Source organism: Streptomyces sp. NPDC059900 (assembly GCF_050270335.1).
Taxonomy (GTDB): Bacteria; Actinomycetota; Actinomycetes; order Streptomycetales; family Streptomycetaceae; genus Streptomyces.
Window position 1 is genome coordinate 1 of sequence record NZ_JBNNJZ010000269.1, and the last position, 10,866, is coordinate 10,866.

Sequence of the window (10,866 nt, forward strand, 5' to 3'; positions counted from 1 at the left end):
GTGTTGGCCAGGTCGAACCTCAGCTCCACCCGCGAGTCGCTGGTGTTGACGTGCTGACCGCCCGGCCCGGACGACCTGGAGAAGCGCCACATGAGCTCGGCCTCGGGCAGGGAGACGGAGCCGCGGATGACATAGGGACCGGACATGGGTCCTATGGTCCCGCGTCTGTCCGGTCCACGTCACCCTGATTTACGGCGCGCCCCGCTTGTGCCGCGGGCCCGCTGCCCCTGTGGCGCGAGTGGCGCCAGAGATGAGTAAAGAAAGTAAAAGGACCTGGAACCTCTGGGACCCCGGTCGACGTTCTTAGGGGTGACGGTAGCTTCGTCCACAGTACGAAGCCCGTTCGTACGCAACGAGGGAAGGGACTCCCAACAATGGCAGTAAGCCTGTCCAAGGGTGGCAACGTCTCGCTCACCAAGGAGGCTCCGGGCCTGACCGCCGTCACCGTGGGCCTCGGCTGGGACGTCCGCACCACCACCGGCACCGACTTCGACCTGGACGCCTCGGCCATCGCGGTGAACCCGCAGGGCAAGGTCTACTCGGACGGCCACTTCGTCTTCTTCAACAACAAGGCGACGCCGGACCAGACCATCGTGCACACCGGTGACAACGTCACGGGCCAGGGCGAGGGCGACGACGAGCAGATCAACGTCAACCTGGCCGGCCTCCCGGCCGACGTCGACAAGATCGTCTTCCCGGTCTCGATCTACGACGCCGAGAACCGCTCGCAGAACTTCGGCCAGGTGCGCAACGCCTTCATCCGCATCGTGAACCAGGCCGGCGGCACCGAGATCGCCCGCTATGACCTGAGCGAGGACGCCGCCACCGAGACCGCCATGGTCTTCGGCGAGCTGTACCGCAGCGGTGCGGAGTGGAAGTTCCGCGCCGTGGGCCAGGGCTACGCCTCGGGCCTGGTCGGCATCGCGCAGGACTTCGGCGTCAACGTCTGAGGTTCCTGAGCCAGTTGGCTCCCGAAGGCCCCCGGCGGGTTTCCGCCGGGGGCCTTCGCGCGTCGCCGGTCGCTTCCGTCTGCCGTCCGCCCTCTCGGGTCGTTGCTTCCGCGCGGCGACGGCAGCAGGATCGGCAGCACCACCCACCACTTGAGGGAGTGTGAGGGCCATGACGACCGTGGTGCTGGTCGGGACGCTCGACACCAAGGGCGCGGAGTACGCCTGGCTGCGCGAGCGGCTCAGGGAGTACGGCAGCGACACCCTGATCGTCGACACCGGCATACTGCCGCCGCCTGCCGGGACGCCCGCCGCCGACGTGTCCGCCGAAGCCGTGGCCCGCGCGGCCGGGCACGACCTGGCGAAGCTGCGCGCCGCGGGCGAGCGGGGCGCGGCCGTGGCCGCGATGGCTGACGGGGTCACCGAGGTGGTGCTCGACCTGCACCGGCAGGGCAGGCTGCACGCGGTGCTCGCCGCCGGGGGCAGCGGCGGCTCGTCGATCGCCGCGCAGGCGATGCGCGCACTGCCGATCGGGGTGCCGAAGGTGCTGGTCAGCACGATGGCGGGCGGTGACGTATCGCCGTACGTCGGAAGCAGCGACATCACCCTGATGTACAGCGTCGTGGACATCTCGGGCATCAACGCGGTCTCACGGCAGGTCCTCGGCAACGCGGCTGCGGCAGCCGCGGGCATGGCCCGGCGCTTCGAGCGCAACCACGACGACCTCGCGGGCCGTGGCCGCAAGGTGGTCGCCGCGACGATGTTCGGCGTGACGACGCCCGCGATCGACGCGGCCCGCGCCCGCCTCGACGCACTCGGGTACGAAGTCCTCGTCTTCCACGCCACGGGCTCGGGCGGCCGCGCGGTGGAGAAGCTGGCGTCCGACGGCCTCCTGGACGGCGTACTGGACCTGACGACCACCGAACTCGCCGACGAACTGGTCGGCGGCGTCCTGTCCGCTGGCCCCGAACGCCTCACCGCCGCAGGCCGCGCGGGCATCCCGCAGGTGGTCGCCCCCGGCGCCCTCGACATGGTCAACTTCGGCCCCGAAGCGACGGTCCCGTCCCGCTTCCGGGACCGCACCCTCCTGGTCCACAACCCCACGGTCACGCTGATGCGCACGACCGCCGAGGAGATGTCCGCCCTCGGCGCGACCCTCGGCCACCGCCTTGCCGCCGCGCGCGGCCCCGTCGAGTTCTTCTGGCCGCTGCGCGGGGTCTCGGCGGTCGACGCCGAGGGCGGCCCGTTCGAGGACCCGGCGGCGGACGAGGCCGGGCTGAGCGCCCTGCGGACGACGGTGCGGGGCAGCGGCGTACGACTGCACGAGGTGGACGCCCACATCAACGACACGGAGTTCGCGGTGGCGATGGCGGACCGCCTTGACGAGCTGATCGGCGCACGCGCGCCGAAGCCCTGACGCCCTCGGACTCTGGCGCCGAACCCACCCCGGACTCGCTGAAGGAGCACCCCATGACGACGCAGATCACCCGCACGGAAGCACTGGCCCGCCTCAACGCCCAGGTGGCGAAGGGCAATCCGGTCATCGGAGCGGGAGCGGGCACGGGCCTGTCCGCCAAGTGCGCGGAGGAGGGCGGCGTGGACCTCCTGATCATCTACAACTCCGGCCGCTACCGGATGGCGGGCCGCGGCTCCCTGGCCGGCCTGCTCCCGTACGGCGACGCGAACGCGATCGTGGTGGACATGGCCAGGGAGGTGCTCCCGGTGGTGAAGGACACCCCGGTCCTTGCCGGAGTGTGCGGCACGGACCCCTTCCGGGACATGGGCCGCTTCCTGGACGAGCTGAAGCGGATGGGCTTCACCGGCGTGCAGAACTTCCCGACGGTCGGCCTGTACGACGGCACGTTCCGCACCAACCTGGAGGAGACCGGCATGGGGTACGGCCTGGAGGTGGACATGGTCCGCGAGGCCCGCGCCCGCGACCTCCTGACGACCCCGTACGTCTTCGACCCCGACCAGGCCGCCGACATGGCGCGGGCCGGGGCGGACGTCCTGGTCCCCCACGTCGGCCTGACGACGAAGGGCGCGATCGGCGCGGGCACGGCCCTGACCCTCGACCAGGCGGCCACGGCGGTCCAGGAGATGCACGACGCGGCCAAACGCGTGAACCCCGACATCCTGGTCCTGTGCCACGGCGGCCCCATCGCCGAACCGGAGGACGCGGCCCACGTGTTGAACCGCACCACCGGCATCGTCGGTTTCTTCGGGGCTTCGTCGATCGAACGCCTCCCCACGGAGCGGGCCATCGTGGACCAGACCCGCGCCTTCAAGTCCCTCAGGACGGAGTAAGTCCCTCAAGGCACAGGGCTGAGGCGGCTAACCTGCGCCGCATGATCCTCGAACCGCTCGCCCCCGCGGAGGACGGCGCGCTGCCGGGCGAACTGCTCACCGAGCTGACCGCCCTGTACGCGTCCAACCACGTCTTCCACGCCCTCTCGGGGGACTTCCCCGACCCGCACGACGTCCGCCCCGAACAGGTCGCAGCCGCCCTCGCGGACGAGCTGGCCGTGCCGGGCGCCGAGGTGCTCGTCGCGCGGTCCGAGGGGCGGGCCGTGGGGATCGGCATCACGCTGGACCGGCATCCCGACCCCGCCGACCCGGACCCGTGGATCGGGCTGCTCATGGTGAACGCCGGGGAGCAGCGCCGGGGTTACGGCAAGGAGTTGGCGCGGCGGATCGAGGAGCGTTTCCGGGAGGACGGGCGCACCGGGGTACGTCTTGCCGTGCTGGCGGGGAACGACGCCGGGCTCGCCTTCTGGAAGTCGCTCGGGTACGAGATCATCGACCACCGGCACGATCTCGAAGCGGGCCGCCCGTGCGCCGTACTGCGCAAGCCGCTGCTGTAGGCCCTCCCGGGACCGGGCGGCCTTACGGGCGCTCCGGCTTCCCGTCGCCGTACAGCCACGGGCCCCAGATCGCGCGCACCTTCTTGCGCGCCGCCTCGCCGCCCGCGTGCTTCTCCACGTACCGCGTGAAGTCCTCGGTGTCGGCGTTGCGGTGGCGGTAGGTCTTCGTCCAGCCCCGCACGATGTCGTAGAACGTGTCGTCGCCGACCGCCTGGCGGATCTTGTGGACGACCATGCCGCCCCGCTCGTACACGGGGCTGTCCGAGATCTCGGCGGCGGACGGCGGCTTCGCGGGCGGGAAGGCCCAGATGGCGTCGTTGTCCTCTTTGTCGTCGTAGTAGTCGTCCGCGTAGATCTGGTCGAAGGTCTCCTGCACGCTGTCGCCGTCGTGGTCCTCCTCCCAGAGCCACTCCGCGTACGTCGCGAAGCCCTCGTTGAGCCACATGTCCCGCCAGGACTTGGGCGTCACGGAGTTCCCGAACCACTGGTGGGCGAGCTCGTGGACGACGAGACCCGTGTCGGGGGCGCCCGGGTAGGTGGGGCGGGTCTGGGTCTCCAGGGCGTAGCCCGCGTCCCCCTCGCCGGCGACGATCGCGCCGGTCGACGAGAAGGGGTAGGGGCCGAAGTTCAGCTCCTGCCACTCGATGATCTCGGGGATGCGGTTCAGCGCCTTCGCGCTCGCCTTGGCCTCGGAGGGCTCCACCGCCGTGAGCACCGGGATGCCGGACTTCGTCGTCGACCTCTTCACCTTGTACGGCCCGATCGCGACCGTCGCCAGATAGCTCGCCATCGGCTCCGCGCTGTGCCAGGCGAAGGTGGTGCGGCCGTTCTTGGTCGACTCGCGGGTCAACTCCCCGTTGGAGATCGCCTTCAGGCCCTTGGGGACGGTGATCCGTATGTCGTACGAGGCCTTGTCGGAGGGGTGGTTGTTGCCCGGGAACCACGCCATCGAGCCCGTCGGCTCGCCGAGCGCGAGGGCGCCCTCCTCCGTGCGCAGCCAGCCCTCCTCGGAGTCGTCCGCGTCGGTGATGGTCTCGGGGCTGCCGGAGTAGCGCACGACCGTGCGGAACGTCTCGCCCTTGTCGAGGTCGTCCGGGGGCCGGATCGTCAGCTCCTGCCCGTCGCGGTGGAAGGTGGCGTCCTTGCCCTCGACGGTCACGCCCTGCACGTCCAGGCCCTTGAGGTCGAGGTTGAAGGCGCTGAGGTCCCGGGTGGCGCGCGCGGTGACCTCGGCGGTGGCGGTGAGGTGGCGGGCGTCGGGGTCGTAGCCGAGGGTCAGGTCGTAATGCGCGACGTCATAACCGCCGTTGCCCAGCTTCGGGAAGTACGGGTCGCGCACACCGTCGGCTCCGGGCGTGCCGTGCACTCCGGAGCCGCTGCACGCGGTGATGACGAGGGCGGTGAGGGCGGCGGCCGAGGTGCCGCGCAGCGCCGTGGATCGTAGGTGCACGGCTGTGATCTTATGCGGCATATGTTCGGAGCGCGCCTCGCTCCGGGTCGGCGGGCTCCCGTCCTAGAGAATCGCGACGCCCAACGGCCGCTCCCCCGCCGGGAGGCGCCGAGTGTCGCCGTTCTCCAGGTCGATGACGGTGATCCCGTTCCAGAAGCCGTCGCGGGTGAAGCCGCCGGTGACATAGGCGGTGCGGCCGTCGTCGGAGACGGCGACGTCCTCGTGCGGGCCCTCCAGCGGGAAGACCTTCTCCTTGCCGTCCTTGGTGCGCATGGTCAGCGAGGGTCCCTCGACCTCCGAGGGGTCGATGGGGCCCGTACCGACCGCGAACAGCGTCCCGTCGTCGGTGATCCGCGCGCCGTGCTGATGGGTGTTGGCCGTCATCGGCTCGATGTCTGACTTCCCGGTGCGCGGATCGAGCACGACGAGCTTCTCGCCCTCGAAGGGGAGCAGGAGCTTGCCGTCCGAGGGCCGTACGGCGGCGTAGTGCGGCTTGAGCCAGGAGCCCAGGCCGCCTTCCGTGCCGTAGGGGGCGACTTCGATGCGACGCGGCTTCAGCGAGTCGGCGCGTACGACCGTCACGTCGAAGGAGTCGTGGTTGGTCGCGTACACCTCGCTGCCGTCCTTCGACACGTCCACGTCGAAGGGCCGCCTGCCCACCGGCACGGTGTCGGTGACCTCGCGCTTCTTGGTGTCGATGACCTCCAGCGTGCCCTTGCCGTCCGGCACGTTCACGCCCACGTAGGCGTGCCCGCCGTCCGGGGAGAGGGCGATGCCCATGCCGCCGCCGCGGTACTCGCCGGTCGTCGCGGGCCCGCTCTCGGTCTCGTACGGGATGGTGTCGACGCGTTCCCGGGTGCGGGTGTCGACGACGGCCACGGCATCGGCGGTGGCGACCCAGGCGCGGCCGTCCTCGCCGATCGCCAGGCCGTAGGGGGCCGTGCCGACCTTCACGGACTCGATCGGGCCGCGTTCGGGGTCGACGAAGGTCACGGTGTCGGAGCCGAAGTCGGCGACCAGGAGGGTGCCTTCGGGGGTGCGCTGTTCGGCGGGGAGGGTGGCCGTGGCGGTGGCGCGGGAGGGCTCGGGGCTCTCGGCGGAGGCGGGGCTTTCGGCAGCAGCGGAGCCGCTGCCGCCGCAGCCCGCGAGGGCCGCGGCGGCCAGGAGAGCGGCGCCGGCACCGAGCGCGGTGCGGGACACGCGGGGCGAGCGCGCCGCCCGTACAAGCGGCCGTACGGGCTTCACGAGGCGTCCCGCAGCAGTGCGGCGATCTCGGCGAAGCCGAGGCGTTCGGCGTGCGCGAGGGGCGTGACGCCGTCCCGGTCGGCGAGGCCGGGCGTCGCGCCCGCGGCGAGCAGGAGCGCCACGATCTCCTGGTGCGCACGGCCGCCCTCGCCGAGGATCACGGCCTCCAACAGGGCCGTCCAGCCCAGGTCGTTGACGTGGTCGACGTCGATGTCGGTGACGCGCAGGACTTCCCGTACGTACGCGACGTGCCCGCGCTCCGCCGCGGGGATCACCGAGATTCCGCCGAAGCGGTTGCGCAGCTTCAGGTCGGGCCCCGCGGGGAGCAGGACGTGCAGCATGGCGACGCTGCCCGTCACACCGGTGGCCAGCCAGGGGCTGTCGGCGCGGTGATCCTGCGCGTCGACGTCCGCGCCCGCGGCCACCAGGACCCCGGCCGCCTCGACGTGGTCGCCGAGTGCGGCGAGCAGCAGGGGCGTGCGCAACTCGGGGTCGCGGGTCTCGACCCGGCCGCCCGCGTCGATGGCGGCCCGCACCCCGGCGGCGTTCCCGGCCCGTGCGGCGTCGAGCAGCCGCTGGTCGTCGGCGGTCCTTGGCATGAACGTTCTCCTCGTCGTCATCGTCGTCATGAACGTTCCTCTCGTCGTCGCACGGACCGGGAACAGCCTCAGCATGATGATTCCGTCGCCTTCGGCGGCGCGGTGGCGGCGGCCTCGGGGACCTATCGGCCGAGCGCCGCGACGCCCGCCTTGGCGAACTTCTCGTCCAGGTCGCCGCTGGGGGCACCCGCGACACCGATGCCCGCGACGGGCGCGTCCTTGGCGGTCACCGGGGCGCCGCCCGCGAGGAACAGGGTGCCGGGGATGTCCTTCAGGTTCGGGGCCTGCTCCAGGCGCTTGGTCAGCTCGGAGGTGGGCGCGTTCCAGGAGACGGCGGTGTACGCCTTCTTCACGGCCGACTCGGGGGACTGCGGGCCTGCGCCGTCGCCGCGGAGCTCGACGATCGTGTTGCCGTTGCGGTCGACGACGGCGACGGAGACGCGCTGGTTCTCCTTCTTCGCGGCGTCGAGGGCGGCCTGGGCGGCCTTGGTCGCGGCGGCGACGTTCAGGTGCGTCGACTGCGTGAGGTTCTTGCTGCTCGCGTCGGCGGTGACGGCGGCCTTGGGGGCGGCGGCCGGGGCCTCGGCGCTCGCGGAGACGGCGCCGAAGGTACCGGCGCCGAGGACGGCGGCGGTGGCGGCGATGGTCAGGACACGGGCGCGGCGGGAGATCTTCTGCATCGGGGGCTCCTCGGGTGAAGGCGGCGATCGGGTGACCGGGGGCTCCGGTGACCAGGGCTCCGGCGACCGGGGCTCCGGCGACCGGGGGAGGTTGTTTCCTCTGCCTCAATCCTCCGGCCGCATCCGGGGCCGACCCCTCGGCGTACCGGCTGCTGCCTGCCTGCGGCTCGGTGGACACGAGGGTCAACCGATCGGTTGACCCCTTCGTGGTCCCGCCGGGTCACAATGAGGTTGTTTGCGCAGTTCAGAAGCGGGCGGGGCGGAAGGAGCAGGCCGTGGGACAGCACGAGGGCACCCCCGGGAGGCCCGGGCCCGTCGCCGCCGCCGCTTCGCCGCAGAGCCCTCCCGTCTCTCCCGCCCGCACGCACGCCGCCCCGAAGCCGTCCGTCTCCCTGGCGAGGGCGTCCGCGGACCCCGACTCACGCTGGCTCGCGGCCGTCATGCACGCGGCGTTCTATCTGCTCCTTGCGACCTCGCTGGCCCGCTTCCTGCTGCGCCACCCCGGCGGCGCGCGCGTCCCGTGGATCATCGCGCTCTCCGTGATCCTGGCCGTCGTCTACGCCCTCCCGCCCCTCGCGTCGGCCCTGCGGGGCGAGCGGTCCCCTTCGTACGCGTACGGCCCGGCACCCGGCATCCGCCCCACCCCCGCCCGCCTCACCTGGCTCGCCCTGGTCGTCGGGGTCTGGCTGGTCCTCGTGATCCTCGCGCCGAGCTTCGGGTGGTGCGCGGTGCCGCTCTTCTTCACCGGGCTGCGGACGCTGCCGCCACGCCCGGCCCTGGCCCTGGTGGCGGTCCTGACCGCCTGCGTCATCGCATCGCAGCTGCGGCTCGCGGGCCGCTACGACCCGGACCTGATCCTCGGGCCGCCCGCCGTTTCGGCGGTCGCCACGGCCGTCTTCGCCTACTTGCAGCGCCAGGCGGCCCGCCAGCGCGAACTCATCGACGACCTCATCCGCACCCGCCGCGAACTGGCCGCCACCGAGCGCCGCGAAGGCACCCTCGCCGAGCGCCAGCGCCTGTCCATGGAGATCCACGACACCCTCGCGCAGGGCCTGTCCAGCCAGCAGATGCTGCTCCAGGCCGCCGACCGCGTCTGGGACACGGACCCGGCCAAGGCCCGCACCCATGTGCGTACCGCCGAGTCGATCACCGAGCACGGCCTGGCCGAGGCCCGCCGCTTCGTGCACGACCTCGCACCGGCCGACCTCGCCGACGGCGGCGGCCTGGACGAAGCCCTGCGGGCGCTGGCCGCACGGACCGGGCAGGACGCGGGCCTGACCGTCCGCTTCCACTCCGAGGGCACGCCCGCCCCGCTCCCCGACCGCACGCAGTCCGCGCTCGTACGCATCGCGCAGGGCGCCCTGGCCAACGTGACGGAGCACGCCGGCGCGAGTGCGGCGGCACTGACGCTCACGCACCTGGACGACCAGGTGGTACTCGACGTCGCGGACAACGGCCGCGGCTTCACCCCGGCCGAAGCGCCGCCCGCCCCCGACCGGCGGGGCCACGGGCTGCCCGCGATCCGCGCGAGGGCACGGCAGCTCGGCGGCACACTGACGATCGAGTCGGCGCCGGGCGAGGGCACGGTGCTGTCCGTCTCGATCCCGCTCTCTCCCAGGGAGACCCCATGACGAGCCCCGTGCCCCCTGCGCCCCCGGTCCGCCTCCTGGTCTGCGACGACCACATCGTCGTACGGGCCGGACTGCTCGCCCTGCTCGGCAGCGCGCCGGACATCGAGGTGGTCGGCGAGGCGGGCACCGGCGAGGAGGCGATCGCGCTCGCCGCGAAGCTGGCGCCGGACGTGGTCCTGATGGACCTGCAACTGGGCGAGGGCATGGACGGAGTGGAGGCGACACGCCACATCACGTCGTCCGGCGCCCCCGCACCCCACGTCCTGGTCCTCACCACCTACGACACGGACGCGGACATCACCCGGGCCATCGAGGCGGGCGCGACGGGATACCTCCTGAAGGCCGAACGCCCCGAGGAACTCTTCGCCGCGATCCACGCCGCCGCCCAGGGCCGCACCACGCTCTCCCCGCCGGTCGCCTCCCGCGTGATGGCCCGCATGCGCAAGCCGCTGCCCACCCTCACCGACCGCGAGCTGGACATCCTCGGCCAGCTCTCCCGTGGCCTGGGCAACCGGGACATCGCCCGGGCCCTCTTCATCAGCGAGGCCACGGTCAAGACCCACCTCGGCCGCATCTACGACAAGCTCGGCGTGGACACCAGGGCGGGCGCGGTGGCCGTGGCGAAGGAACAACGCCTGCTGCCGTGACGGCGCCCCGCCCGTGACACCATCTCCAGGTGCTCGACATCGGCTACGCCCTCTCCCGCCGCTTCCCCGACCCCCCGCAGTTCGACTACCGCAGCGCGGACGTCCACGCGCTGCGGCACGACCTGTTCTGCGGCGACGTGTACCTCGCGGACACCAAGGCGGACCGGGAGCTGTCCACAGCCTGGGGATGGGTTCCCGTACTGGACTTCGCCTGGGCGCTGTGCGACATCGTCGAGCAGCTGGACCAGGACCCGCTGGGCAGCCGCGCCTCCCGCCCCCAGTACGCGGAGCTCGACTTCACGGAGTCGACGGACCGCATGCTGTTCACGCGCCGCTTCGGGTGGGTGGACATCGAGGCGGACTGGATGCGGGCGGAGGACCCCCCGCTGACCTTCTCCCACACGGAGCTCCGCCGCGAGGCCCGGGACTTCCTCCAGGACCTCCTGGCGGACCTGATCGACCTCCACGAGCCCCTGGCGGACAACCCCACAACCTGGACGCTCCAGTCCCGCTTTCCCCGGGCGTAGGCGCCTGACGGTCCACCCCCCGCACCGTCCCCGCACCGAACAACCTCTCCCACCCACCCACCCGTTTACCCCGCAGCCTCGCCCGCGCCGAACAGGCTCTCCCACCCGCCCGTTTACCCCGCAACGTCGCCGCACCGAACAGGCTCTCCCACCCGCCCGATTGCCCCGCGGTGGGATGCACACCCCAGCCACGAGAGCCCGGCCCCCACGCACCGGCACCCGGCATCGAGACGGGAGGGGACGTGTCGGTATTTCCGCCCGGAGCACGGCTAGCCC

Annotated in this window: 12 protein-coding genes; 7 read left to right on the top strand and 5 right to left on the bottom strand. The window is 72.2% G+C overall.

Annotated elements, in window-relative coordinates:
• Nucleotides 1-146, bottom strand: a 146-nt coding sequence (locus tag ACQKIP_RS28185) for a peptide chain release factor-like protein (protein ID WP_427744469.1), incomplete at its 3' end; no start/stop codon positions are given.
• 228 nt (nucleotides 147-374) lie between these two features.
• On the opposite strand from ACQKIP_RS28185, the gene ACQKIP_RS28190 reads away from it, so the two are divergent.
• The 4 genes from ACQKIP_RS28190 to ACQKIP_RS28205 all read left to right on the top strand — a co-directional run bounded on the left by ACQKIP_RS28190 (nucleotide 375) and on the right by ACQKIP_RS28205 (nucleotide 3,811).
• Nucleotides 375-950, top strand: coding sequence for a TerD family protein (locus tag ACQKIP_RS28190; protein WP_190083775.1), 576 nt, complete (start codon nucleotides 375-377; stop codon nucleotides 948-950).
• A 169-nt stretch (nucleotides 951-1,119) separates the two neighbouring features.
• A complete protein-coding gene (locus tag ACQKIP_RS28195; RefSeq protein WP_365860297.1) occupies nucleotides 1,120-2,364 on the top strand; it encodes a Tm-1-like ATP-binding domain-containing protein in 1,245 nt (414 codons plus the stop codon).
• 53 nt (nucleotides 2,365-2,417) lie between these two features.
• Complete coding sequence (locus tag ACQKIP_RS28200; protein ID WP_365860296.1) at nucleotides 2,418-3,254, top strand: phosphoenolpyruvate hydrolase family protein; 837 nt, start codon at nucleotides 2,418-2,420, stop codon at nucleotides 3,252-3,254.
• Between the two features lie 41 nt (nucleotides 3,255-3,295).
• Nucleotides 3,296-3,811, top strand: a complete 516-nt coding sequence (locus ACQKIP_RS28205) for a GNAT family N-acetyltransferase (RefSeq protein WP_365860295.1) — start codon at nucleotides 3,296-3,298, stop codon at nucleotides 3,809-3,811.
• A 22-nt stretch (nucleotides 3,812-3,833) separates the two neighbouring features.
• On the opposite strand, the gene ACQKIP_RS28210 is transcribed toward ACQKIP_RS28205, so the two are convergent.
• The 4 genes from ACQKIP_RS28210 to ACQKIP_RS28225 all read right to left on the bottom strand — a co-directional run bounded on the left by ACQKIP_RS28210 (nucleotide 3,834) and on the right by ACQKIP_RS28225 (nucleotide 7,785).
• Nucleotides 3,834-5,282 (bottom strand): M1 family metallopeptidase, encoded by a 1,449-nt coding sequence (locus ACQKIP_RS28210; protein ID WP_365860294.1) that lies wholly within the window; start codon nucleotides 5,280-5,282, stop codon nucleotides 3,834-3,836.
• Nucleotides 5,283-5,324: 42 nt separating this feature from the next.
• Nucleotides 5,325-6,461, bottom strand: a complete 1,137-nt coding sequence (locus ACQKIP_RS28215; protein WP_365860293.1) for a YncE family protein — start codon at nucleotides 6,459-6,461, stop codon at nucleotides 5,325-5,327.
• 41 nt (nucleotides 6,462-6,502) lie between these two features.
• The gene (locus ACQKIP_RS28220) at nucleotides 6,503-7,105 is read right to left on the bottom strand and encodes an ankyrin repeat domain-containing protein (protein WP_365860292.1); all 603 of its coding nucleotides are present in this window, start codon (nucleotides 7,103-7,105) and stop codon (nucleotides 6,503-6,505) included.
• Nucleotides 7,106-7,227: 122 nt separating this feature from the next.
• Nucleotides 7,228-7,785: a GlcG/HbpS family heme-binding protein gene (locus tag ACQKIP_RS28225; protein ID WP_365860291.1), complete on the bottom strand. Its 558-nt coding sequence runs from the start codon at nucleotides 7,783-7,785 to the stop codon at nucleotides 7,228-7,230.
• 275 nt (nucleotides 7,786-8,060) lie between these two features.
• On the opposite strand from ACQKIP_RS28225, the gene ACQKIP_RS28230 reads away from it, so the two are divergent.
• The 3 genes from ACQKIP_RS28230 to ACQKIP_RS28240 are packed head-to-tail and all read left to right on the top strand — an operon-like array spanning nucleotide 8,061 to nucleotide 10,590.
• Nucleotides 8,061-9,416 carry a sensor histidine kinase gene (locus ACQKIP_RS28230; RefSeq protein ID WP_427744467.1) on the top strand — a complete coding sequence of 452 codons (1,356 nt, stop codon included), beginning with the start codon at nucleotides 8,061-8,063 and terminating at the stop codon, nucleotides 9,414-9,416.
• Nucleotides 9,413-10,063, top strand: coding sequence for a response regulator transcription factor (locus tag ACQKIP_RS28235; RefSeq protein WP_365860290.1), 651 nt, complete (start codon nucleotides 9,413-9,415; stop codon nucleotides 10,061-10,063). Before ACQKIP_RS28230 ends, ACQKIP_RS28235 begins: the two co-directional genes overlap by 4 nt.
• 29 nt (nucleotides 10,064-10,092) lie before the next feature.
• Nucleotides 10,093-10,590, top strand: coding sequence for a hypothetical protein (locus tag ACQKIP_RS28240; RefSeq protein WP_365860289.1), 498 nt, complete (start codon nucleotides 10,093-10,095; stop codon nucleotides 10,588-10,590).
• The last annotated feature ends 276 nt before the right edge of the window (nucleotides 10,591-10,866 follow it).

Excerpts from the sequence above, each read along its gene's own strand:
- ACQKIP_RS28195 (WP_365860297.1), top strand. The coding sequence starts at position 1,120 with ATGACGACCGTGGTGCTGGTCGGGACGCTCGACACCAAGGGCGCGGAG.
- ACQKIP_RS28210 (WP_365860294.1), bottom strand. The coding sequence starts at position 5,282 with ATGCCGCATAAGATCACAGCCGTGCACCTACGATCCACGGCGCTGCGC.
- ACQKIP_RS28225 (WP_365860291.1), bottom strand. The coding sequence starts at position 7,785 with ATGCAGAAGATCTCCCGCCGCGCCCGTGTCCTGACCATCGCCGCCACC.
- ACQKIP_RS28190 (WP_190083775.1), top strand. The coding sequence starts at position 375 with ATGGCAGTAAGCCTGTCCAAGGGTGGCAACGTCTCGCTCACCAAGGAG.
- ACQKIP_RS28200 (WP_365860296.1), top strand. The coding sequence starts at position 2,418 with ATGACGACGCAGATCACCCGCACGGAAGCACTGGCCCGCCTCAACGCC.
- ACQKIP_RS28235 (WP_365860290.1), top strand. The coding sequence starts at position 9,413 with ATGACGAGCCCCGTGCCCCCTGCGCCCCCGGTCCGCCTCCTGGTCTGC.
- ACQKIP_RS28220 (WP_365860292.1), bottom strand. The coding sequence starts at position 7,105 with ATGCCAAGGACCGCCGACGACCAGCGGCTGCTCGACGCCGCACGGGCC.
- ACQKIP_RS28205 (WP_365860295.1), top strand. The coding sequence starts at position 3,296 with ATGATCCTCGAACCGCTCGCCCCCGCGGAGGACGGCGCGCTGCCGGGC.